The sequence below is a fragment of the Streptomyces sp. NPDC048484 genome, from assembly GCF_040651415.1.
Classification (GTDB): domain Bacteria; phylum Actinomycetota; class Actinomycetes; order Streptomycetales; family Streptomycetaceae; genus Streptomyces.
The window spans coordinates 81,380-104,299 of sequence record NZ_JBEZJY010000016.1 but is presented as its reverse complement, the minus strand read 5'-3'; the positions used below and the strand labels follow the sequence as shown (position 1 = coordinate 104,299).

At 70.0% G+C, this 22,920-nt stretch carries 23 protein-coding genes; 10 read left to right on the top strand and 13 right to left on the bottom strand.

Annotation, left to right across the window (positions count from 1 at the left end):
* The first annotated feature begins 94 nt into the window (after positions 1-94).
* Positions 95-559, top strand: coding sequence for a sec-independent translocase (locus AB0D14_RS18055; RefSeq protein ID WP_362779913.1), 465 nt, complete (start codon positions 95-97; stop codon positions 557-559).
* 368 nt (positions 560-927) lie between these two features.
* Positions 928-1,584, top strand: coding sequence for a hypothetical protein (locus AB0D14_RS18050; RefSeq protein WP_362779911.1), 657 nt, complete (start codon positions 928-930; stop codon positions 1,582-1,584).
* A 220-nt stretch (positions 1,585-1,804) separates the two neighbouring features.
* Here AB0D14_RS18050 and AB0D14_RS18045 read toward each other — a convergent pair whose 3' ends face one another.
* From AB0D14_RS18045 to AB0D14_RS18035, 3 genes are read right to left on the bottom strand one after another with little or no spacing between them, the layout of a single operon-like run.
* Positions 1,805-2,938, bottom strand: coding sequence for an Mrp/NBP35 family ATP-binding protein (locus AB0D14_RS18045; RefSeq protein WP_362779909.1), 1,134 nt, complete (start codon positions 2,936-2,938; stop codon positions 1,805-1,807).
* Positions 2,939-2,982: 44 nt separating this feature from the next.
* The gene (locus tag AB0D14_RS18040; RefSeq protein WP_362779906.1) at positions 2,983-3,579 is read right to left on the bottom strand and encodes a DUF1003 domain-containing protein; all 597 of its coding nucleotides are present in this window, start codon (positions 3,577-3,579) and stop codon (positions 2,983-2,985) included.
* Positions 3,569-4,966, bottom strand: coding sequence for a CBS domain-containing protein (locus AB0D14_RS18035; RefSeq protein WP_362780081.1), 1,398 nt, complete (start codon positions 4,964-4,966; stop codon positions 3,569-3,571). The genes AB0D14_RS18040 and AB0D14_RS18035 overlap by 11 nt, the downstream gene beginning before the upstream one ends.
* Before the next feature lie 207 nt (positions 4,967-5,173).
* On the opposite strand from AB0D14_RS18035, the gene AB0D14_RS18030 reads away from it, so the two are divergent.
* On the top strand, positions 5,174-5,932 hold the full coding sequence (locus AB0D14_RS18030) for a hypothetical protein (protein ID WP_362779904.1): 759 nt from the start codon (positions 5,174-5,176) through the stop codon (positions 5,930-5,932).
* A gap of 97 nt (positions 5,933-6,029) precedes the next feature.
* Here AB0D14_RS18030 and AB0D14_RS18025 read toward each other — a convergent pair whose 3' ends face one another.
* Entirely contained in the window at positions 6,030-6,584 is a 555-nt protein-coding gene (locus AB0D14_RS18025) for a hypothetical protein (protein ID WP_362779901.1), read from the bottom strand.
* A 43-nt stretch (positions 6,585-6,627) separates the two neighbouring features.
* Entirely contained in the window at positions 6,628-7,734 is a 1,107-nt protein-coding gene (locus AB0D14_RS18020) for a magnesium and cobalt transport protein CorA (RefSeq protein WP_362779899.1), read from the bottom strand.
* A gap of 506 nt (positions 7,735-8,240) precedes the next feature.
* Here AB0D14_RS18020 and AB0D14_RS18015 point away from each other — a divergent pair.
* Complete coding sequence (locus tag AB0D14_RS18015; protein ID WP_362779896.1) at positions 8,241-8,894, top strand: suppressor of fused domain protein; 654 nt, start codon at positions 8,241-8,243, stop codon at positions 8,892-8,894.
* Positions 8,895-9,058: 164 nt separating this feature from the next.
* Here AB0D14_RS18015 and AB0D14_RS18010 read toward each other — a convergent pair whose 3' ends face one another.
* Positions 9,059-10,348, bottom strand: a complete 1,290-nt coding sequence (locus AB0D14_RS18010) for an MFS transporter (protein WP_362779894.1) — start codon at positions 10,346-10,348, stop codon at positions 9,059-9,061.
* A gap of 182 nt (positions 10,349-10,530) precedes the next feature.
* On the opposite strand from AB0D14_RS18010, the gene AB0D14_RS18005 reads away from it, so the two are divergent.
* The 3 genes from AB0D14_RS18005 to AB0D14_RS17995 all read left to right on the top strand — a co-directional run bounded on the left by AB0D14_RS18005 (position 10,531) and on the right by AB0D14_RS17995 (position 12,926).
* A complete protein-coding gene (locus AB0D14_RS18005) occupies positions 10,531-11,172 on the top strand; it encodes a DUF6758 family protein (protein WP_362779893.1) in 642 nt (213 codons plus the stop codon).
* A gap of 209 nt (positions 11,173-11,381) precedes the next feature.
* Positions 11,382-12,248: a PHP domain-containing protein gene (locus tag AB0D14_RS18000; protein WP_362779891.1), complete on the top strand. Its 867-nt coding sequence runs from the start codon at positions 11,382-11,384 to the stop codon at positions 12,246-12,248.
* A gap of 72 nt (positions 12,249-12,320) precedes the next feature.
* Complete coding sequence (locus tag AB0D14_RS17995) at positions 12,321-12,926, top strand: MarC family protein (RefSeq protein ID WP_362779888.1); 606 nt, start codon at positions 12,321-12,323, stop codon at positions 12,924-12,926.
* A gap of 123 nt (positions 12,927-13,049) precedes the next feature.
* On the opposite strand, the gene AB0D14_RS17990 is transcribed toward AB0D14_RS17995, so the two are convergent.
* Positions 13,050-13,202, bottom strand: coding sequence for a hypothetical protein (locus AB0D14_RS17990; RefSeq protein ID WP_328479845.1), 153 nt, complete (start codon positions 13,200-13,202; stop codon positions 13,050-13,052).
* 211 nt (positions 13,203-13,413) lie between these two features.
* Here AB0D14_RS17990 and AB0D14_RS17985 point away from each other — a divergent pair, with 211 nt between their 5' ends.
* Positions 13,414-14,328 (top strand): NYN domain-containing protein, encoded by a 915-nt coding sequence (locus AB0D14_RS17985; RefSeq protein ID WP_362779886.1) that lies wholly within the window; start codon positions 13,414-13,416, stop codon positions 14,326-14,328.
* 104 nt (positions 14,329-14,432) lie between these two features.
* On the opposite strand, the gene AB0D14_RS17980 is transcribed toward AB0D14_RS17985, so the two are convergent.
* Positions 14,433-15,302: an alpha/beta hydrolase gene (locus AB0D14_RS17980; RefSeq protein ID WP_362779883.1), complete on the bottom strand. Its 870-nt coding sequence runs from the start codon at positions 15,300-15,302 to the stop codon at positions 14,433-14,435.
* Positions 15,303-15,453: 151 nt separating this feature from the next.
* Complete coding sequence (locus AB0D14_RS17975) at positions 15,454-17,994, bottom strand: DEAD/DEAH box helicase (RefSeq protein ID WP_362779881.1); 2,541 nt, start codon at positions 17,992-17,994, stop codon at positions 15,454-15,456.
* Between the two features lie 480 nt (positions 17,995-18,474).
* Here AB0D14_RS17975 and AB0D14_RS17970 point away from each other — a divergent pair, with 480 nt between their 5' ends.
* On the top strand, positions 18,475-19,212 hold the full coding sequence (locus AB0D14_RS17970) for a ferritin-like fold-containing protein (protein ID WP_362779878.1): 738 nt from the start codon (positions 18,475-18,477) through the stop codon (positions 19,210-19,212).
* A gap of 101 nt (positions 19,213-19,313) precedes the next feature.
* Here AB0D14_RS17970 and AB0D14_RS17965 read toward each other — a convergent pair whose 3' ends face one another.
* The 4 genes from AB0D14_RS17965 to AB0D14_RS17950 form a co-directional block, all read right to left on the bottom strand.
* Positions 19,314-19,586, bottom strand: coding sequence for a hypothetical protein (locus AB0D14_RS17965; protein WP_362779875.1), 273 nt, complete (start codon positions 19,584-19,586; stop codon positions 19,314-19,316).
* Between the two features lie 317 nt (positions 19,587-19,903).
* Positions 19,904-20,131: a DUF3107 domain-containing protein gene (locus AB0D14_RS17960; RefSeq protein WP_055519750.1), complete on the bottom strand. Its 228-nt coding sequence runs from the start codon at positions 20,129-20,131 to the stop codon at positions 19,904-19,906.
* A gap of 208 nt (positions 20,132-20,339) precedes the next feature.
* Positions 20,340-20,981, bottom strand: coding sequence for a TetR/AcrR family transcriptional regulator (locus AB0D14_RS17955; RefSeq protein WP_362779873.1), 642 nt, complete (start codon positions 20,979-20,981; stop codon positions 20,340-20,342).
* Between the two features lie 252 nt (positions 20,982-21,233).
* Complete coding sequence (locus AB0D14_RS17950) at positions 21,234-21,458, bottom strand: hypothetical protein (RefSeq protein ID WP_362779871.1); 225 nt, start codon at positions 21,456-21,458, stop codon at positions 21,234-21,236.
* A gap of 289 nt (positions 21,459-21,747) precedes the next feature.
* Here AB0D14_RS17950 and AB0D14_RS17945 point away from each other — a divergent pair, with 289 nt between their 5' ends.
* Positions 21,748-22,737, top strand: coding sequence for an alpha/beta hydrolase (locus AB0D14_RS17945; RefSeq protein ID WP_362779870.1), 990 nt, complete (start codon positions 21,748-21,750; stop codon positions 22,735-22,737).
* Positions 22,738-22,920 lie beyond the last annotated feature (183 nt).

The window sequence follows — 22,920 nt, the reverse complement described above, 5'->3', positions numbered from 1 at the left end:
CAGTACCGGTCGGACAGGATCGCCGGGTACCGTGGACCCGGCCCGGACCATGGAACGAACTGCCGAGCACCGAGGACATCGCAAGGAGCTGAAGGTGTTCAATGACATAGGACCGCTCGAGCTGGTGACGATCATCGTCCTTGCCGTGCTCGTCTTCGGTCCGGAGAAGCTCCCGAAGATGATCCAGGACGTCACGCGCACCATTCGCAAGATCCGTGAGTTCTCGGAGAGCGCCAAGGCGGACATCCGGGAGGAACTGGGCCCGGAGTTCAAGGACTTCGAGTTCGAGGACCTCAACCCGAAGGCGTTCATCCGCAAGCAGCTGGACAACGACGAGCTGGGGCTCAAGGAGATCCGTAACGGCTTCGACCTGAAGAAGGAGATGGCCGAAGTCACGGACTCCGTGCACAGCAGTGAGTCCGAGACGTCCTCGTCCTCGTCGACGACGTCGTCCTCGTCCTCCTCGGCGGGTTCCACCGGCGGCTCCGTCGACATGACGAAGAAGCGCGAGAAGCTCGCATCGGAGGAGCGCCCGCCGTTCGACGCGGACGCGACCTGAGCCCCGAACGGGCCTGAGCTGAGCCGTCCGCGCCGGCTCCCCCGAACGGGGCCGGCTTCCTCGAACGGGGCCGGCTTCCTCGAACGGGGCCGGCTTCCTCGAACGGGGCCGCTTCCGCCGGGCGGCGCGCCCGCCGTCCGGCATGCGCTTCACTTTCAGTCGAACGCCGTCCGCCGCCCTGTGTATCGCTTGGCTTCCGCCCGGTCGGAATGGACCGGATCCGGTGCGTATGTGAGCCATGTGCCGACCGGTTTCCTGGTCTGCCTCGGAGCTGTGGCTATCCTGCCTAGTTGTTGTGCGGACCGGAAGGACGCCCGAAGGGGGGCGGGCCCACCCGGTTCGACGAGAGCAAGGAGGCGTCCGGGCAGATGGAGACGACAAGTCGGGTAGGCGCGCAGGCGCCGGCTGCGGAGGGTGGACAACAGCTCGCCTCCGCCCGGCGAACGGTCGACGGCTACCTACTGGCGCCCTTCCCGTGGTACGGCCTCGACGAGGCCTTCACGGGGCCGCGCTGGCTGATGCAGGTCGGCACCGCGGCCGACGGAGCCGTCGAGCACGGCTCGATCGGACACGGTGACGAACCGTCGGTTCGCAGCGAGTCCACCGAGGACAAGGAGCGATTCGCGGTCGTGGTCACCGTGGGGACCAACCCGGTGCGGCGCAGCGCCGACGGGACAGGGCTGCTGGAGGCCACTTCGGTGTCCTCCGCGGCCTGGCTCGCCGGAGTGGGGCTGCTGTCCTTCACCTGGCCCAGCCAGATGGACCACACCCTGCGCGACGACTGGCTGGACCAGCAGACCGAGACGGCGTGGGTCCTCGCGGACGACCTGACGGGGTCCGACTGGTCGACGCTGTCCCTTCCCGTGGACGGAGTGCCGACGCCGTTCCACTACAGAGAATCCGAGTACGGCTGGGTTCTCGCGGGCTCCACGCAGGAAGGGGTTCACGTGGGGGCGTACGGGCGTGGGATGAGCGCGTACGGGGTGGGCTTCGCCGTGATCAAGGACATCGGCACGTACGCCTAGGCGGCGGGCTGAGCGAAGGGGGCACCGTCTTGCGACGGTGCCCCCTTTTCGTACGTGGGTGCCCTTTTGGTACGTGACCTTTTTGGTACGTGACCTTCGGCCGGGTTGTCGGCCGCGGGTGGCGGGGGCTGAGCGCGCAGTTCCCCGCGCCACTGGAGACAGCCCGTTCCCCGCGCCCCTGGAGGCAGCCCGCAGGCGCCCACGCAGCCCTAGAACTGCCCTAGAACTTGTTCCTCGGGGTGATTCCCAGGGACATGCCCGACAGGCCGCGCTGGCGGCCGCCCAGTTTGCCGGCGATGGCGCGCAGGGCGGAGCCGGCGGGGGAGTCGGGGTCGGTCAGGACCACCGGCCTGCCGTCGTCGCCGCCCTCGCGCAGGCGGACGTCGATGGGGATGGAGCCGAGGACGGGGACGGTGGCGCCGGTGGTGCGGGTCAGCCCGTCGGCGACCGACTGGCCGCCGCCCGTACCGAAGATGTCGACCATCTCGTCGCAGTGGGGGCAGGGCATGCCCGACATGTTCTCGACGACGCCGACGATCTTCTGGTGGGTCTGCACGGCGATCGAGCCGGCCCGCTCGGCGACCTCGGCGGCGGCCTGCTGAGGAGTCGTCACGACCAGGATCTCCGCGTTCGGGACGAGCTGCGCGACCGAGATCGCGATGTCGCCCGTACCCGGCGGGAGGTCAAGGAGCAGTACGTCCAGGTCACCCCAGTAGACGTCCGAGAGGAACTGCTGGAGGGCGCGGTGGAGCATCGGGCCGCGCCACACGACTGGCGCGTTGCCCGGAGTGAACATGCCGATCGAGATGACCTTCACACCGTGCGCCGACGGCGGCATGATCATGTTCTCGACCTGGGTCGGGTGGCCGTCGGCGCCGAGCATGCGGGGCACCGAGTGGCCGTAGATGTCGGCGTCCACGACACCGACCTTGAGGCCGTCCGCGGCCATCGCCGCCGCGAGGTTGACCGTCACGGACGACTTGCCCACGCCGCCCTTGCCGGAGGCGACCGCGTACACGCGCGTGAGCGAGCCCGGCTTGGCGAAGGGGACCTCGCGCTCGGCCTGGCCGCCCCGCAGCGCGGACGCCAGGTCCTTGCGCTGCTCGTCGCTCATCACGTCCAGCGTGACATCGACGCGCGTGACGCCCTCGACGCCCTCGACCGCCTCGGTCACGTTCTTCGTGATGGTGTCGCGCATGGGACACCCGGAGACGGTCAGGTACACCGCGACCGCGACCGCGCCGTCCGCGTCGATCTCCACCGATTTGACCATCCCCAGCTCGGTGATGGGTCGATGGATCTCGGGGTCGTTCACCGTCGCCAGTACTTCGCGCACCGCGTCTTCCGTAACCATGGGGTCGATGGTACGGCGCCGGGCCCGGGGGCAGGAAAGCCCCGTCACCGATCGTCTACGTCACGTCCCCGAGGGTGTTCTGCCGGGAATACGACACGGCCGTCGTCGGGCCCGTCATGGCGCTGCTCCTCCAGCTCCTTGACCAGGTCCGTCAGCTCGGAGCGGATCCAGTCCCGGGTGGCGACCTCGCCGAGGCCCACGCGCAGCGCGGCGATCTCCCGGGTCAGGTACTCGGTGTCCGCGATGGACCGCTCGTTCTGCTTGCGGTCCTGTTCGAGGTTGACCTTGTCGCGGTCGTCCTGCCGGTTCTGCGCGAGGAGGATCAGCGGGGCGGCGTACGAGGCCTGGAGCGAGAGCATCAGGGTCAGGAAGATGAACGGGTAGTTGTCGAAGCGCAGATCACGCGGCGCGGACACGTTCCAGACGACCCACAGGATGATGACGAACGTCATCCAGACGATGAAGCGTCCCGTGCCCAGGAACCGCGCGATCCGCTCGGAGAGCCGTCCGAAGGCCTCCGGGTCGTACTCGGGCAGGAGCCTGCGCCGCGGCGGCTGCGGCTGGTCGAGCCGCAGCCGCGTCCGGGTGGTGGCGCTCGCCCCGGTGGCGACCCGTTCACGGGCCTCGCGCTCAGGAGCCATCAGCGGCCCCCTCGGCAGCGGTGTGCCCGGCGGCTTCCTGGTCCTGCCGGTCCTGCCGGTCCTGCCGGTCGTGCAGGTCGTGCTGGAGGTCCTGCTGGTCCTGCCGGTCCAGGTGGAACTCCTTCTCCCGCCAGTCCTCGGGCAGCATGTGGTCGAGGACGTCGTCCACGGTGACCGCGCCGAGGAGCGAGCCGCTCTCGTCGACGACGGGCGCCGCGACCATGTCGTACGTCGCGAAGAAGCCGGCCACGACGGGCAGCACGGCCTCCGGGTCCAGCGGCTGCAGATCGTCGTCGATCATCGAACCGACGAGCGTGTACGGCGGGTCGCGCAGCAGCCGCTGGAAGTGGACCGTGCCGAGGTACTTGCCGGTCGGTGTCTCGTCGGGGGGACGGCACACGTACACCTGGGCGGCCAGCGCGGGGGAGAGGTCGGGGTTGCGCACCCGGGCCAGCGCGTCCGCGACCGTCGCGTCGGGCCGCAGCACGATCGGTTCGGTCGTCATCAGACCGCCCGCCGTGCGCTCCTCGTACGCCATCAGCCGCCGTACGTCCGCCGCGTCGTCCGGCCGCATCAGCGCCAGCAGCCGCTCCTTGTCCTCCTCCGGCAGCTCGCCGAGCAGGTCGGCCGCGTCGTCGGGATCCATGGCCTCCAGGACGTCCGCGGCACGCTCCTCCTTGAGCTTGCCGAGGATCTCGATCTGGTCGTCCTCCGGGAGCTCCTCCAGGACGTCGGCGAGCCGGTCGTCGTCCAGGGCCGCCGCGACCTCGGCCCGCCGCTTCGCGGACAGGTGATGCAGAACGTTCGCGAGGTCGGCGGGGCGCAACTGCTCGAAGGTGGCGAGCAGGTTCTCGGCGCCCTGCCCGTGCTCCTCCAGCGAGAACCCGGTGACGGCCGACCACTCGACGGTCAGCGTCTCCCCCTTGGCCCGCCGAAACGCGCCGCCCGCTCTCCCCTTCCGTACGAAGACCCGGTCGATCTCCCAGTCGCGGCGGGCGGGCAGTTGCTGGATGGACACGTCCAGGACGGTGACCGTCTCGGACTGTTTCCCGGTGGACGGCTCCCCGGTCTCGACGAGCGTGACGCGCCGGTCGAGGAGTTCGCCGAGCACGAGCCGCTCGGTGGGGCGCTGCTCGAAACGGCGGACGTTCAGCACACCGGTGGTGATGACCTGCCCCGACTGGATGCCGGTCACGCGGGTCATGGGCAGGAAGATGCGGCGGCGGGTGGACAGCTCGACGACGAGGCCGAGCAGCCGAGGGGGCCGCCGTCCGACGCGCAGTATGGCGACCAGGTCGCGCACACGTCCCACCTGGTCGCCACTGGGGTCGAAGACGGCGATGCCGGAAAGGTGTGAGACGAAGATCCTGGGGGCGGCTGCCGCCATCCCGGCGCCTCCTTCCTCGTACGTCGTACGGGCTTCGGTACGGGTGCTATTGACTCTCATGTCCGCTCGGGTGGGCTTCAGGCTAGCCCGTACCGGTCGGATACGCCCTGGTGAGCGGTCCGGACGGACTGACTCCGAGTGCCGTGGCGGACCCCGGTACGCTGCGGTACGCCGTTGAGGTCAACCGCATGAGAGGCAGCGCCACCTGTGACTGCGATTCCCCAGGGACGTACCCGTAAGGCAGCGCTGGCGAGGGGCGTGTGCGCGCTCGTCGTGGCGGGGGCAGGGGTGACGGGGTGCGGCAGCGACGATCCGGACGCGGGTACCAACGGGGTCGGGAAACTTCCCCCCGCCAAGATCCACAGCAGCACCCGGGCGGCCGCCGAGGCCGCCGGGACGGTACGGCTGTCCGGAGCCGTGGTCAGCAACAAGCGCACGTACAAGCTGGACATGCAGCTCAAGAAGGACGGCGGTACCGGCTCGGTCGCCTCGAAGGGTGTGACGTTCCGGTTGTTGCGGGTCGACGAGCACCTCTTCATCAAGGCCGACGCGGACTTCTGGGGCCGGCAGGAGGGCAAGAGCGACGACAGCACGTCCGACACCGCGGCCGCGGGCAAGCTCGAAGGCAAGTATGTGAAGGTGCCCAAGGGCGACCCCGCCTACCAGCAGCTCAGCGTCTTCACCGACAAGGACGTCCTTCTCGACGGCCTCCTCGGTCTGCAGGGGGAACTCGCCACCGACGGCCACCACGAACTGAACGGCACCCGCATCATCCGCCTCATCGGTGACGAGGGCTCCGGCGGCCGGATCGACATCTCCCTGGAGGGCAAGCCCTACCCTCTCCTCCTCGTCCGCGCCGGCGACGCGGGGACCATCCGCCTGACGGACTGGGGCAAGGATTTCTCCCTGCGGGAACCGGAGAAGGACGACACGGTCGACTACGGCCAGCAGCTCCCGTCCTCCTGAGGGCCCACTCGGCGAGCAGGGAGCAGGGAGCAGGGAGCAGGGAGGGGGGGAGAGGTGAGGGGTGAGGGGTGAAGGGGGCGGCCCGCGCGGACAGGTCCTAGCGGCGCTTGCGGCCTCCGAAGAGCAAGCGCGGCACTGACGCCGGGATCGGCTGCCGCGTAGTCGCCACCGTAGGCACCGGCGCCGCAGCCAACGATCCCTCGGGCAATGACGCGGTCGAACCCGTCGGCGTCAGCCGAACGACCCGGCACTCACGAGCCCACCGCTCCGTCATGGCCTCGCCGTCAGGTGCGTTCAACCGCTTCCCCTTCAGCTCGCCGACGGCCAGGGCCCACTCCTCGGACCGGGGAGCCAGCTCCAGGACCGTCGCGGACCAGGAGACGAGCCGCCCGCCCTTGTCCTTGCTGCGGACCGTGACCTCCGCCTCGCGGCCGTCCACGAGCCCGGGCAGCGGCTGCTCACCGGGTCCGTCCCCGATCAGGTACACCGCTCCGTCGTGCCACACGTGCCACAGCGCACGGGCCGGCTCTCCGGGGCCCTGCGGGTCCAGCGAGGGAACACCGCTGCCTCGCACCCAGATGAGCCCGGACTTCTTGGTGGCCTCCTCGATGAGGGCCCGGTGGTCGGGCGAGGGGCTGGCCTGATCCGTCATGACGCCCAGCCTAGTCGGGCCCCGCCCGGCCCCGCCGGGTCCTTCAGAGCCAGCCGTTGCGCTTCAGGGTCCGGTGGATGCTCAGGCAGAGCATCACCGTGATGCCCATGATCACGGGATACCCGTACCGCCAGTGCAGCTCCGGCATGTGCTCGAAGTTCATGCCGTACACCCCGCACACCATCGTCGGCACGGCGATGATCGCCGCCCAGGACGTGATCTTGCGCATGTCCTCGTTCTGCGCGACGGACGCCTGCGCGAGGTTGGCCTGGAGGATCGAGTTGAGCAGCTCGTCGAAGCCGACGACCTGTTCCTGTACCCGCGCCAGGTGGTCGGCGACATCCCGGAAGTACTTCTGGATGTCGGGGTCGACCAGCCGCATCGGCCGCTCGCTCAGCAGCTGCATGGGTCGCATCAGTGGCGACACCGCGCGCTTGAACTCCAGGATCTCCCGCTTGAGCTGGTAGATCCGGGCCGAGTCGACACCGCGCGACACCCCACGGCGGCCGGGCGAGAACACCTCGGTCTCGACGTCGTCGATGTCGTCCTGCAGGGCGTCCGCGACCGCGATGTAGCCGTCCACGACATGGTCGGCGATGGAGTGCAGCACCGCGGAGGGGCCTTTGGCGAGCAGCTCCGGGTCGTCCTGCAGCCGGTGCCGCAGCGCCCGCAGCGAGCCCTGTCCGCCGTGCCGCACGGTGATGAAGAAGTCCCGCCCGGTGAAGCACATCACCTCGCCGGTCTCCACGACCTCGCTGGTGGCGGTGAGTTCGGCGTGCTCGACGTAGTGGATGGTCTTGAAGACGGCGAACAGGGTGTCGTCGTACCGCTCCAGCTTGGGCCGCTGGTGGGCGTGGACGGCGTCCTCGACGGCGAGCGGGTGCAGCCCGAACTCGGCGGCCACGCCCGAGAATTCGTCCTCGGTGGGCTCGTGCAGGCCGATCCAGGCGAACCCTCCGTCGCGTCGCACCTGGCGGATGGCCGCCCGCGGCGTGAGGCTGTCGTCGGACGGGAGGCGGGCGCCGTCGCGGTAGACCGCGCAGTCGACAAGGGCCGAACTCTCCCCGGCCGCCCGGGTGGTGTCGTAGGCGCCGCCGTCCTTGCGCAGCGATGGGCGGACCGCGGCCCGCAGAGTGTGGATCATCGACATGGCTGGCTCCTTCGCGAACGAAGGCCGCCGACGACGGTTGGAACCGCCCGGAATGGGGACGTCCTGACTGCGGATGTTTGGCACGTCCACAAAGCGGGGAGCACCGCACCGTCACGGTGGCAGCTTCGCTACTGATACAGATCAGAAAAATTCAGACAGATCAGGAAAAACGAAGTGCTCTTCCGTTGTGCACCGGACCGGCCATGACGCGAGCGCGAGAGGTGGCAGCCAGTAGAGCGTGAGCTCTGGAAGCTGAGAGGAACTCAGCAGCCGGAAGAGCGGGTGGTACTACCTGGTCGACTTCGATCCATGGAGCCCCACCTCCTCCGGCCGGTCCCCCGTAGGGGAGGTCCATCCCCCGTAGGGGAGTCTCATGCGTCGAGACGTGGGCCGGGACTCGAGAGCGACGCTTCTGCGTGCTGCCCCGGCCAGCGGCCAAGAGTATCAGCCGACTGAAGTGTCAAGTCGTCGCTTTGCCTGCTGCTGACGAGTTCTATGCTCGGCGCATGGTTGATGTTCTTCCTCTGGTGGAAGCCCGGTTGCGTACTGCGCTGGGCGAACCGGACGCGCGCGCCGCGGTGACCTTCCTCGGCACCGACCGCATCGAGGTGCTCCGTTTCACGGACGCGGACACCAGCGGTACGGGCCGTGCGGATGGTACGGGCCGTGCGGATGGTGCGAGTAGTACGGCGGGCGCGGGGATCGTCCGCTACGCGACGCTCGGTATGTCCGCCCAGCCGATGGCGGACCCCACGGCGGTCCTCGCCGACCCGGTCGCGGGCCCGCGCGCCGAGCTGGTCCTCTCGGTACGGGCAGGCGCCGCCGACACCGACAAGGTGCTCCGCGCCCTCGCCGTACTGGCCGCGTCGCCGCAGGTCGAGGGACTGGTCGTGGCTCCGGGTGCCTCGCTCGACGTGGGCGATCCGCTGTGGCCCGGCGCTTCCTTCACCTCCGTCCTGGTCGCCGAGCCGGGCGGCCTGGTCGAGGACCTCGAACTCGACGCACCCCTCGATCCCGTACGGTTCCTGCCGCTGCTCCCCATGACGCCGAACGAGGCCGCGTGGAAGCGGGTCCACGGCGCGGGGGCCCTCCAGGAGCGCTGGCTCGCAAGCGGAACGGACCTGCGCGATCCCTCACGCAAGTCCGTTTCCCTGGACTGACCGGACTGACCGGACTGACCGGACTGACCGGACTGACCGGACTGACCGGACTGGACAGACGGACCGGGCTGGCCCTCAACTGGCCGATCTCAAGTGGCCAGTTGGGAATCTCACACTCCGTTCGAGCGGGCCTCGGTTCGAGTTGGTCTCCGATCGAGCGGGCCTCAGTTCGCGAAGACGGTGACGCTGTCCTCGGTCGCGTGCCGCTCCTCCAGCCGCTCCGCCTGGTGCGTGAGGGCGTCGCGGCGTACGAGGACGACGAGCGCGCCCAGCGCCGCCGTGACGGCCGCGACCACGAACGGGATGTGGACGTCGGTCCACTCCTCGATCCTCGGCGCGAAGAAGGGAGCCGCGGCGGCCGCGAACCAGCGGACGAAGTTGTAGCCGGCGCTCGCCACCGGGCGAGGCGCGTCCGACACACCGAGGGCGAGTTCCGTGTAGACGGTGTTGTTCACGCCGATGAACGCGCCGGACAGGATCGTGCAGACGACGGCCGTGGTGTGGCTGCCGTATCCGAGGGCGAGCACGTCGGCCGCGAGCAGCACCAGTGAGCCGCCGAGCACCTTCAGCGAGCCGAACCGTGCCTGGACGCGTGGCGCCACGAGCACCGAGAACACCGCGAGCAGCACACCCCAGGCGAAGAAGACCGCGCCCGAGCTGTAAGGACTCATGTTCAGTACGAACGGCGTGAAGGCCAGCACGGTGAAGAACGTGTAGTTGTAGAAGAACGCCGAGGCCGCCACCGAGGCGAGGCCCCCGTGACCCAGTGCCTTGACCGGGTCGAGCAGACCCGTCTTGCGCGCGGGCTTCGGCTGCTCCTTCAGGAACGCCGTGATGCACAGGAACCCGATTGCCATCAGGAACGCGGTGCCGAAGAACGGGTAGCGCCAGCTGGCGTCACCGAGCAGCGCGCCCAGCAGGGGCCCGCAGGCCATGCCGAGGCCCAGGGCGGACTCGTACAGAAGGATCGCCGCCGCGCTTCCGCCGGCCGCAGCGCCGACGATGACGGCGAGGGCGGTGGAGACGAAGAGGGCGTTGCCGAGCCCCCAGCCCGCCCGGAAGCCGACGAGTTCGCCGACCGAGCCGGATGTGCCGGACAGACCGGCGAAGACCACGACCAGCGCGAGGCCCAGGAGCAGGGTGCGGCGGCCGCCGATACGGCTGGAGACGAAGCCCGTGACGAGCATCGCGAGGGCGGTGATCAGGAAGTACGAGGTGAAGAGCAGGGAGACCTGGCCGGCGGTGGCGTCCAGGCCCTTGGCGATGGACGGCAGGATCGGGTCGACGAGACCGATGCCCATGAAGGCGACGACGGATGCCCCGGCGGTCGCCCAGACCGCCTTCGGCTGACGCAGAAGGCCCCCGGCCCCCGCGTCGAACGTGTCCCCCTTCGCGTCCCCGCTCGTGTCCCCCTTCGCGTCCTCTTCGGTGGGACCTCCCGTGCTGATGGTCATGCCCGCTCCTTCACTGCTCGCGGAGATGGTTGGCGTATACACACAATAAGTTAGATCGCCTAATGAATGCAAGCTACATCTAGTTTTGTGCGGTGAGGAGCCACGGCAGGGAGGTGACAGGCGCACGCCGGACGGGTGATCGTCCTTGACGCGACGAAGGACGGGGAGGACCGTTGTGCCTTATGAGGGGCGAACCCAGTTGCCCGAAGTGTGGTGGCCGGGTCAGGGCTCCCGGCCTCTTTGCCGACTCCTGGCAGTGTGATGTGCACGGCATCGTGCATCCGCTGCAGCCCGTGATCCCGCCCAGCGTCGAGGCCCTCGGTGTGGTCGTGCACCGTGCGCGCGTACCGGTGTGGATGCCGTGGCCACTGCCTGTCGGCTGGCTCTTCACGGGTGCGGCGTTCGCCGGTGACGACCGCAGTGGCGGTCGCGCGACGGCGGTGGCCTGCTCGGGGCCCGGGCCGCTCGGCGGTATGGGGGAGCTGATGCTTGTCGCCGAGGAGCTGGGCGTGGGCCTCGGCGCGCGGTACGCGGGCATCGACGGACTCGATCCGGGTCCGTACATGAACGTCGAGAAACCCGCGGAGGCGAAGGTGCTGGCCGCAGGGCGGCCGACACCCCTCTGGCACGTCCCCGGGGCGCCCGACGACCGGGCCGTGTTCGCGGGTGAGGCGCGCGGACTGTGGCTGTGGGCGGTGGTGTGGCCCGAGCAGGCGGGGTTGATGATGTACGACGAGCTGGTGCTGACGGACCTGCGGGACGCCGGCGCGGAGGTCGACCTGCTGCCGTGCGGGGCGCTGTCCCCGCGGATCCTTGAGCCGTAGGGCTCCGTAGGGCTCCGTAGGGCTCCGTAGAGCTTCGCGGGGCTGGGCAGGGCTTCGTAGGGCGTCGTGATGCGTCGATGCGCAGGCGCAGGGGCGTGGGGGTGCTTCTGTAGGGGGTGCTCATGTGTTGTGGGTGTGACAAGAGTGGTCCGGAAGGCCGTTATCCTTGAGCGGTTCCCTTCGTTCCGCCTGTGTCTGGAGTTCGCGTCGTGCGCATCGATCTGCACTGCCACTCCAAGGCCTCCGACGGTACGGACACCCCGGCCGAGCTGGTGCGGAACGCGGCCGCGGCCGGTCTCGACGTCGTCGCGCTGACCGACCACGACACCACCCGCGGATACGCCGAGGCGATCGCGGCCGTGCCCGCCGGACTGACACTCGTGACCGGCGCCGAGCTGTCCTGCCGCCTCGACGGCGTCGGTCTGCACATGCTGGCGTACCTCTTCGATCCCGAGGAGCCGAACCTGTTGCGTGAGCGCGAACTCGTACGCGATGACCGGGTGCCGCGTGCCCAGGCGATGATCGGCAGTCTGCGGGAACTGGGCGTGCCCATCACGTGGGAGCAGGTGGCGCGGATCGCGGCCGGTGGGTCCGTGGGCCGTCCGCACATCGCCACCGCTATGGTCGAACTGGGTGTCGTGCCCACTGTCTCGGACGCGTTCACGACCGAGTGGCTAGCCGACGGCGGCCGGGCGCACATCCGGAAGCACGAGTCGGACCCCTTCGAGATGATCCGGCTGGTGAAGGCCGCGGGCGGGGTGACCGTCTTCGCGCATCCCGCCGCCGCCAAGCGGGGGCGGACCGTGCCGGAGTCCGCGATCGCCGAGCTGGCCGCGGCCGGTCTCGACGGGATCGAGGTCGACCACATGGACCACGACGCTGACACCCGGGCCCGGCTGCGCGGGCTCGCCGGCGACCTGGGGCTGCTGACGACCGGGTCCAGCGACTACCACGGCAGCCGCAAGGCGTGTGAGCTCGGGGAGTTCACCACGGATCCCGAGATCTACGGCGAGATCACCCGCCGCGCGACCGGGGCGCTTCCCGTTGCCGGCGCGGGCGGGAACGCGGGCGCGTAACGGAGTTCGTCCCGTTACCTTTTCCGTGGCCCCGCAATGGGGCGCCCTCGACACCCACGCAAGGCCTCACTCATGTTCGACCTCGCCGTCTTCGGCTCCCTCTTCCTCACGCTCTTCGTCATCATGGATCCCCCCGGGATCACCCCGATCTTCCTCGCGCTGACGTCCGGACGGCCCGCCAAGGTGCAGAAGCGGATGGCCTTTCAGGCCGTCTGCGTGGCCGGCGGGGTCATTGCAGTCTTCGGACTGCTCGGGCACCAGATCCTCAACTACCTGCACGTGTCCGTGCCGGCACTGATGATCGCGGGCGGTCTGCTGCTCCTGCTCATCGCGCTCGACCTGCTCACGGGCAAGACGGACGAGCCCAAGCAGACGAAGGACGTCAACGTCGCCCTCGTACCGCTGGGCATGCCGCTGCTCGCCGGTCCCGGTGCGATCGTGTCCGTCATCCTGGCCGTGCAGAAGGCCGACAGTGTGTCGACCCAGGTGTCGGTGTGGGCGGCGATCGTCGCCATCCATGTCGTGCTGTGGGTCGTGATGCGGTACTCGCTGCTGATCATCCGTGTCATCAAGGACGGTGGTGTGGTGTTGGTGACGCGGCTCGCGGGCATGATGCTCTCCGCGATCGCCGTGCAGCAGATCATCAACGGCGTCACGCAGGTCGTCCAGGGCAGCTGAAGGCACAACCGAAGGCGCAATCGAAGGCGCAACCGAAGACGCTGCTGAACGCGTAGCTGAACGCGGAACCCCCGCCCGGCATCGTGCCGGGCGGGGGTTCCGAAAACTGTCAAACGACCGCTGCTATGAGGCCGAGGTGTCGGCCGGGCGGATCCAGAGGCGCTGCCCGATGGCGGCGGCCTGCTGAACGATCCGGTTGACGGAGGCGGCGTCCACGACGGTGCTGTCCACGGCCGTGCCGTCGACGTCGTCGAGTCGCATGATTTCGAAGCGCAAGGGCTTCTCCCTTCGTCTGGTCATCCTCCTGAAGGAGAACTACTGGTGGGTGGGTGAGCGAGGCGTATGCGTCCCGCGTTCCCACAGGAGTCAACGGGATGTTTGTTACGAACATTCCCTACGCTAAAGAAAACTTTCGAACGTCTAACTACTTGTGAGTATCGGGACTGCGTGTGTTCACGCGATGACGTCCTGCGACAATGAGGCACATATGAATGACGACTTCGCGGCAACCGACGACCTCGCCGCCCTCGGTGCGCGCGTCGACCGCACGAACGAGCTGCTTCACCGCGTGCTCGCCGAGGTGGCGAAGACGCCGTCGACCCATGCGATCTTCGTCGACGCCGGGTACCTGTACGCGGCCGCGGGCCGGCTCGTCGCCGGAACTGAGGACCGCCGGGCCTTCGAGCTGGACGCCGAGGGGCTCATCGACGCGCTGATCGACCGGGCTCGCACGATCTTCGCGGACAGCAGGCTGCTGCGCGTCTACTGGTACGACGGAGCGCGGCGCCGCATCCACACCGCCGAGCAGCAGTCCATCGCCGAGCTGCCCGACGTCAAGGTCCGGCTCGGCAACCTCAACGCCAACAACCAGCAGAAGGGCGTCGACTCCCTGATCCGTTCCGATCTGGAGTCACTGGCCCGGCACCGCGCCATCAGCGACGCCACGCTCATCGGCGGCGACGAGGACCTGGTCTCGGCGGTCGAGGCGGCGCAGGGGTACGGGGCCCGGGTCCACCTCTGGGGCATCGAGGCGCCGGAGGGCCGCAACCAGGCGGAGCCGCTGCTCTGGGAGGTCGACAGTCAGCGCACCTTCGACCTGGAGTTCTTCAAGCCGTACGTGGCCCGGCGCACGGCGGCCTCGTACGACGCCTCGGCGGTGAGCAGGCCCGCCCGGGAGGACGTGCGGTTCGTGGGGGCGCAGATCGCCGCGAAGTGGCTGGCCTCTCGGGGGCGGGAGTCGCTGGCGGAGCTCCTGCCCGGACACCCGTATCTCCCCGGGCCGGTCGACCAGGAACTGCTCGTGGAGTCCGAGGGGCTGCTCCAGTACTCGCTGCGGGGCCAGGCCGATCTGCGGCGGGCACTGCGGGACGGCTTCTGGGACCACCTGCAGGGCCAGTACTAGCCGGGATCACCTGCAGGGCCAGTGCTAGCCGGGATCACCTGCAGGGCCAGTGCTAGCCGGGATCACCTGCAGGGCCAGTACTGGACGGCCCTGCGGTGACGTGCTCAGCCCACGCGGTCCCAGAACGCGGCGAGGGACTCGGCCGTCTCCAGGGGGCGGTCGGCGTTGGGCGAGTGGTCGGCCCCGTGGACCACCGTGCGGTGTGCCTCCAGGCGCAGGGCCATGTCGTCGAGGAGCGGGACCGGCCAGGTGTCGTCGCTCTCGCCCGACAGGACGTGCACGGGCAGTGGCAGGGCCGCCAGGTCGTGCACCCGGTCGGGTTCCTCGCACAGTTGCCGACCCGCGGCGGTGAGCTGAGCCGGGCTGTTGCCGAGCCAGCGCCGCCTCAGGTCCTCCTGCTCGTCGAGGCCGGCGTCCAGCTCGCCCTCGGCGTCCTCCGGGGCCTCCAGTGCCCGGATCGCCTCCCACACCTGTGCCATGTCCATCACGGCGAGCGCGTCCCGCAGCAGCTTCACACGCTGCCGCTGGCTGGGGGAGATCTCCGCGGGCCCGGAGGACACCAGGGTGAGCGACCGGAAACGGGCGGGCTCCAGCAGGACGGCCGCCCGGGCGACCTGTCCGCCGAACGAATGGCCCACGAGGTGGAAGCGGTCCTCGGGGCCGTCGGCCAGCGCGTCGATCTGAGCAAGCACATCTTGCGCCAACTCGCCCTGTGCGTAAGGCGTTTCGTCGTCCCGAGGGCCCGGTGTCTCGTACTGGCCCCGGCCGTCCACCGCGACGGTCCGGTATCCGGCCGCCGCTAGTGGTACGTGCAGCGAGATGAAGTCCTCCTTGCTGCCGGTGAACCCCGGCAGCAGCAGCGCGGTTCCCTTCACGGGGCTGCCCGCGTCGATCACGGCGAACTCCCCGCGCGCGGTGCCGAGGCGATACGCGCGGGCCCCGGAGGGCGGGACGAAGGTGGCGGGCCTGCTCATGAGAAGGAGGCTATCCGGGGAACCTGACGGGCGGCATAGCGGGCGGTGGCACCGGCCTCACACCGCCGTGTCGGGTCATGGTCATGGTCACGGACGGAACGCCGAACGGCCCGGCCCCCACCATTGGGGACCGGGCCGTCGGGTGCGAACCTCAGCTCTCCGCGGGCTCGGCGGCCGCGGCCGCCTTGCGCGCGCGGCGGCGCGGCTTGGCCTCGGGCGCGACCTCGGCCGTCACCGCATCCGTCACCGACTCCGTGGCCGCATCCGTGGTCGTGGCCTTGGCGGCCGTCTTGCGGGTACGGCGGGGCTTGGCAGGAGCCTCGGCGCTGTCCGACTCGCCCTCGGTGGCCTGGGCCGGGATGTCGGTCTCGGCGACCGCGACCTTGCGCGCGCGGCGGCGGGGCTTCGTCTCGGTCGCCTCGGCCGTGTCCACGGCGCTTTCCGCGGCCTCCGTGGGTACGGCGGCCTTGCGGGTACGGCGCGGCTTCGTCGCCGTGGCCGCCGGTGCCTCGACCGTCGTGCCTTCGGCGGTGTCCACCGCGGTCTCGGCGGCCTTGCGCGTACGCCGACGCGGCTTGGCCTCGGGCTCCTCGGTCACCTGCGCCGGGATGCCGGCTTCGGCAACCGCGGTGACCTCGGCGGTTTCTGCGGCCTTACGGGTCCGGCGGCGCGGCTTGGCCTCAGCGGCCTCGGCGGTGTCCAGGGCTGCCTCGGCGGCGACCGTGGTCGTGGCCTTGCGCGTACGGCGCGGCTTCGCCTCGACGGCCTCGACCGGGTCCACGACGGCTTCCACCGTGGCTTCGGCGGCCTTGCGGGTGCGACGGCGCGGCTTGGTCTCGGTGACCTCCGCGGCCTCCGGCACCTCGACGGCCGTGCCCTCGGCGGTGTCCACCGCGGTCTCGGCGGTCCCGGCGGCCTTACGGGTCCGGCGGCGGGGCTTGGTCACGACGGCCTCGGCGACCTCGGTCGACTCGGCCGCGGGGGCGTCCTCGACGACGACGGCCACCTCGGGCTGCCCGGCCTCCGCGGTGCGGCGCGTGCGACGGCGGCGCGGCTTGGCCTCCGCATCCGCCACCGGCTCGGCGGTCGGTGCGGCGGCAGGCTCGGTGATGTCGAGGTCCGTGCCCTGGTCCGTGCCCTCAGCCGTGGCGAGCGCGGTCTCTGCCGCGTCCGACCCGCCTCCGACCCGTGTGCGACGACGCCTGCGCGGGGTGCGCGGCTCGGTCGCCGGGGCCGACTCGACCGTCTCCGGGGCGGTCTGTGACGTGGATTGCGATGTGGTCTGCGCGGTCGTCTGCGGCTCCGCGGCGTCGAGCGCCGTGCCGTTGCGCGTACGACGGCGGCGGCGCGGTGTGCGCGCCGCACGCTCGCGGTCACCGCCACGGTCACGATCACCGCCACGGTCCCCGCCACGATCGCGGTCACGGTCCCGGTTGCGCTCGGCGACCGGAGCCGGACCCGCGGAACGGCCGCCGCGGCCGCCGCGAGCGCCACGCCCGCCGGTCTCGCCGAGGTCCTCGACGACCTCGGCCGACAGACCGGCGCGGGTGCGCTCGCCACGCGGCAGGACACCCTTGGTGCCTACCGGGATGTTCAGCTCCTCGAAGAGGTGCGGGGACGTGGAGTACGTCTCCGGCGGGTCCGGGAAGCCGAGGTCCAGCGCCTTGTTGATCAGCTGCCAGCGCGGGATGTCGTCCCAGTCGACGAGCGTGACCGCGATGCCCTTGGCGCCCGCACGGCCCGTACGGCCGATGCGGTGCAGGTACGTCTTTTCCTCTTCGGGGGACTGGTAGTTGATGACGTGCGTGACGCCCTCGACGTCGATGCCGCGCGCGGCCACGTCGGTGCAGACGAGCACGTCGACCTTGCCGTTGCGGAACGCGCGCAGCGCCTGCTCGCGGGCGCCCTGGCCGAGGTCGCCGTGGACCGCGCCGGAGGCGAAGCCGCGCTGCTGCAGCTGGTCGGCGAGGTCCGCCGCCGTCCGCTTCGTACGGCAGAAGACCATCGCGAGACCGCGGCCGTCGGCCTGCAGTATGCGCGAGACGAGCTCGGGCTTGTCCATGTTGTGCGCGCGGTAGATGAACTGCGCGGTGTTCGCGACCGTCGCGCCCGCGTCGTCCGGCTCCGAGGCGCGGATGTGCGTGGGCTGCGACATGTAGCGGCGCGCGAGGCCGATGACCGCGCCCGGCATGGTCGCCGAGAACAGCATCGTCTGACGGCGGACCGGCAGCATGTTCATGATCTTCTCGACGTCGGGCAGGAAGCCCAGGTCGAGCATCTCGTCGGCCTCGTCGAGGACGAGGGCGCGCACGTGACTCAGGTTCAGCTTCTTCTGGCCCGCGAGGTCCAGCAGCCGGCCCGGGGTGCCGACGACGACGTCGATGCCCTTCTTGAGGGCCTCGACCTGCGGCTCGTACGCCCGGCCGCCGTAGATGGCGAGAACGCGTACGTTGCGGACCTTGCCCGCGGTGAGCAGGTCGTTGGTGACCTGGGTGCACAGTTCGCGCGTCGGGACGACGACGAGGGCCTGCGGGGCTTCGGTGAGCTGCTCGGGCTGCGCCCGGCCGGCCTCGACGTCCGCGGGGACGGTCACGCGCTCAAGGAGCGGGAGGCCGAAGCCCAGCGTCTTGCCGGTACCGGTCTTGGCCTGGCCGATGACGTCGTTGCCCGCGAGGGCGACGGGGAGCGTCATCTCTTGGATGGGAAAGGGACTCATGATGCCGACGGCCTCAAGGGCCTCGGCAGTCTCGGGAAGGATCCCGAGGTCTCGGAAAGTAGTCAGGGTGCTGCCTCTTCTGTGTACGCGGTGCGAGGCGAGCGCGGGGGTCGTGTCGGGGACCGTGCCGGGGACGTCGGCCGCTCTTGACCAGCGGGCCGGGTGGCATGGGACCACTGCCGACGCTCGAGCGTTCGTACCGCTGAGGGTCCCTCCGAATGCCGTACGAACTGTGCCGTACGGGCTAGGAGGGCTGTCTGATCGGAGCCGATCGGGCCACCGACCGGGCATCCTCATTCGTGCGGGCCCGCCAAGTTACGTAGATCAACTCAGCGAACGCAATACCACCATACCCTGGATCCGTGCATATGCGATGGCCGATTTGGTCACGTAGTCGTTGTCACACTGATTGACCAGGGCCTTCCACCGCACGGTGAGCGGGCTATTGTGCGCTTCATGACGACGCCTGACAACGCTTCCGACACACCCGCCGAACCCACCGGAGTCGCCGCCCAGGACTGGGGCAAGGCTTCCGTCGACCCCCAGTACCGTGCCGCGGTCGTGGACCTGATCGGAGCGCTCGCATACGGGGAACTGGCGGCGTTCGAGCGTCTCGCGGAGGACGCCAAGCTGGCACCGACGCTCGGCGACAAGGCAGAGCTGGCGAAGATGGCCTCAGCGGAGTTCCACCACTTCGAGCAGCTCAGGGCCCGGCTCACCGAGATCGGGGCCGAGCCGACCCAGGCGATGGAACCGTTCGTCGCCGCGCTCGACGGGTTCCACAAGCAGACGGCGCCCTCCGACTGGCTGGAAGGGCTCGTCAAGGCGTATGTCGGCGACTCGATCGCCAGTGACTTCTACCGGGAGGTCGCGGCCCGGCTCGACGCCGACACACGGAAGCTCGTGCTGGCCGTCCTCGACGACACGGGGCACGCCTCGTTCGCCATCGAGAAGGTGCGGGCCGCCATCGACGCGGATCCGCGGGTGGGCGGGCGGCTCGCCCTCTGGGCGCGGCGGTTGATGGGTGAGGCGCTGTCGCAGTCCCAGCGGGTGGTTGCCGACCGGGACGCCCTTTCGACGATGCTCGTCGGCGGGGTCGCGGACGGGTTCGATCTCGCGGAGGTGGGGCGGATGTTCTCGCGGATCACCGAGGCGCACACCAAGCGGATGGCCGCGCTCGGGCTGGCTGCCTGAGGCTGCCCGCGCCCTGTGGGACCGCGACCGAGCGGCCCCTGACGGAGCCGGGGCCGCAGTCGTCGTCAGCTGTCGTCAGTCGTCGTTGCGTGAATCGCCGCTCAGACCGTTGCCGAGTGGTGGTGGCGGAGTCTTCCCGCGGGGCGCAGGAGCAGGGAGACGGAGGCCGCGGCTACGGCGATCGCGCCGAGCATCACCGGCAGGAAGCCGGCGGACCCGAGCGCGGTGTGGGTCAGGAAGGCGCCGAAGAGGCTGCCTGCGACGCCTGTCGAGAGGACGAGGCTGCGGACCGGCAGGCGGTGCGGCAGCCGGTATGCGGCCGCCCATGCCAGGGCCAGACCGAGGATGGCGGAGCCGAGCGCTTCCAAAAACATTAGGTGGTCCCTCCCGCACGGCTGTGTGCACTTCGGTCGTAGCCCGTCATACCCGTGACCTGCGGAATGCAATCCTCCCGTGTGGACGAGTTGTGCTCTGTCTGTGAAGTGCGCGGACCTGGACGGTGATCCCGGGGCGACCTTGAGGATGACTCCGAGGGGCACCATGAAGGTGACGTCAGGCGGGCACGGAAGGTGACGTCGGATGCCACGGAAGGTCACGGAAGGTGACGTCGGGCGGGAATGAGAGCGGGAATGAGAGAGGGGCTCGGTGGCCGACGCCACCGAGCCCCTCTCCTGCGTCCTACAGCTACGCCCTACAGCGCGCTGAAGCCCACCTTGCGGGCCGTCGGCTCGCCGAGCTCCACATATGCGAGGCGGTCCGCCGGGACCAGGACCTTGCGGCCGTGGTCGTCCACGAGGCTGAGCAGCTGCGACTTGCCGGCCAGCGCCTCCGACACCGCGCGCTCGACCTCTTCCGGGGTCTGACCGCTCTCCAGAACGATCTCGCGGGGCGCGTGCTGCACGCCGATCTTGACCTCCACGGCTATGTCCCTCCGACGGTCACTGATGTGCGCGTTCGTCCGCGCCGTACGCAGCACACATTAGCCCGGTGAGGGGATGTGCATGCCCCGCCCGAGAACGCCAGGAGCGAACACCTCGTGGGAACAAAGTGGCGCCTGGCGCTCGGCGGCGCCCGGAGTTCGGGGGCGTTCGAGGGAGTTCGGCGGCGATTCGCCGGGACGGTCGCCGTCAGTGGTGCTCGGTGCTGTGCAGGGGGAAACCCGCGATGCCCCGCCATGCCAGAGAGGTCAGCAACTGCACCGCCTGGTCGCGCGGCACGCTGCGGTCGCTGTGCAGCCAGGATCGGGCCACCACCTGGGCGAGTCCGCCCAGGCCCGAGGCAAGGAGCATCGATTCGGCCTTCGACAGACCGGTGTCCTCCGCGATGACCTCGCAGATCGCCTCCGCGCACTCGAACGTGACCTTGTCGACCCGCTGGCGCACCGCGGGCTCGTTCGTCAGGTCCGACTCGAAGACCAGCCGGAAGGCGCCGCCGTCGTCCTCCACGTACGCGAAGTAAGCGTCCATGGTGGCCCGTACGCGCAGGCTGTTGTCCGAGGTGGACGCCAGCGCGGTCTGTACGGACTGCAGCAGTGACTCGCAGTGCTGGTCCAGCAGGGCCAGGTAGAGGTCGAGTTTGCCGGGGAAGTGCTGGTAGAGAACCGGCTTGCTGACGCCCGCGCGTTCGGCGATGTCGTCCATCGCGGCCGAGTGATATCCCTGTGCAACGAACACTTCCTGGGCGGCGCCGAGGAGCTGGTTGCGTCGGGCACGGCGCGGCAGGCGTGTGCCCCGCGGGCGTGCTGCCTCTGTCTGCTCGATGGCTGTCACGCCGCCTCCCAAAATCGTCCACATGCGGTGAGCGCCGCGCGGCCATCGTACTTTTCAGTAACCGTGGTGTGCGCGGTGCGAGCGGAGAATTTCACGAACCGGACGCCGGTAAAATCGTGCCTATCGCCCCATATGGGGGCGTAGTGGACTCGTGGGACTCCTGGTGTGCACCGGTGCATGCTCCGCTGCGTGCCCCGGTGCACACCGGCGAGCGGCCGTCCGGGTGGTCGCCGGCGACCACCCGGGTCCGGTTCACCGATGGTCGTCCTCGTCGAGTTCCACCACTCTCGCCTGTTCGACGAGGTCCGCCTCGCTGGCACTGTCCGGGTCCACGCCGGTCAGCGGGTCGTCCCGGTGGGGCGCGAGATCCTGGTGCTGCTCGGCGATGTCGGCTTCGGGGGCTTCCATGTCGATCTCGTTCCCGTCGGTGTCGTCCGTGTCCTCAAGTGCCTCGGGGTCGGTGGGGTCGACAGTCATGTGTCCTCTTCCCGAGCGGTGCTGGTGCGCTCTTGCGTCGCTCTTGCACGAGTGCGAGTGCCCACGTTCACGAAGCGTATGAGACCTGGGATGGGGGCGCTACGCGATCCGCCCCCGACCGGATCCCTCGGAGGCGCTGCTCCGGTGCTGCTCCGGCAGTCGTCCGGTGCTCCGGCAGTCGTCCGGGCCGGGCCCGGCGGCTCATCCCCTGTGGTGCGGCCGGGCTTTGACTGGGCCCTGTGATGGCGAACACACGATCTAGCGCGTGATCGTCTCGTAACATTGCCGCATGTCTTCGACCGAACTGCCATCAGTGCTGGCCACTTCCGTCGCGCCGAAGGTCAGTTCCGTTCGGGTGGCGGCGGGGGAGCGGCTGCGCGCGATCGGGCTCCCCGGGGTCACCCTGACGGTCCGTTCGAGACCGCCGGCCAGGGAAGGGCTGCCGCCCGCGCTGTACGTGCACGGGCTGGGCGGCTCCTCGCAGAACTGGTCGGCGCTCATGCCGCTCCTCGACGGCCTCGTGGACAGCGAGGCCGTCGATCTGCCGGGCTTCGGCGACTCGCCGCCACCGGACGATGGTGACTACTCGGTGACCGGGCACGCGCGCGCGGTCATCCGCTATCTCGACGCTGCCGAGCGCGGGCCCGTGCACCTCTTCGGGAACTCGCTGGGCGGCGCCGTCACGACGCGCGTGGCCGCCGTACGGCCCGATCTCGTCCGCACGCTCACGCTGGTCTCGCCGGCACTCCCGGAGCTTCGGCCGCAGCGCAGCGCGGTGCCGACGGCGATGCTGGCCGTACCCGGCGTGGCGGCCCTGTTCACCAGGCTCACCAAGGGCTGGTCCGCCGAGCAGCGCGTACGGGGCGTCACGGCGCTCTGTTACGGGGACCCCGGCATGGTGACGCCCGAGGGGTTCCGTAACGCGGTCGAGGAGATGGAGAGGCGGCTTGCCCTTCCCTACTTCTGGGATGCCATGGCACGCTCGGCACGCGGCATAGTGGACGCGTACACACTGGGCGGTCAGCACGGACTGTGGCGCCAGGCCGAGCGGGTGCTCGCGCCGACACTCCTCGTCTACGGGGGCCGCGACCAGCTCGTCTCGTACCGTATGGCCCAGCGTGCGGCGCGTGCTTTCCGGGACTCCCGGTTGCTGACGTTGCCCGACGCGGGGCATGTGGCGATGATGGAGTACCCGGGGACCCTGGCCACGGCCTTCCGTGAACTCCTCGCGGACACAGGCGAGTTGACCGACATCGGCGCTACCGGCGCGAGGAGCTGAAGCGGGACGTGGGACGTCACAGCCGGCGCGGGCCCGCCCCCAAGGGCGACACCGCCGACCCGTCCGCGGTTCCGGCCGCCCGGCCGGAGACGGGGACGACAGGGGTAGGGGTAGGAGCGGCGCGCCGACGGGTCCCCGCGGGGCAGTCCGCCGCAGGGCAGCCGCCGCCGCTGCCTGAGGGAT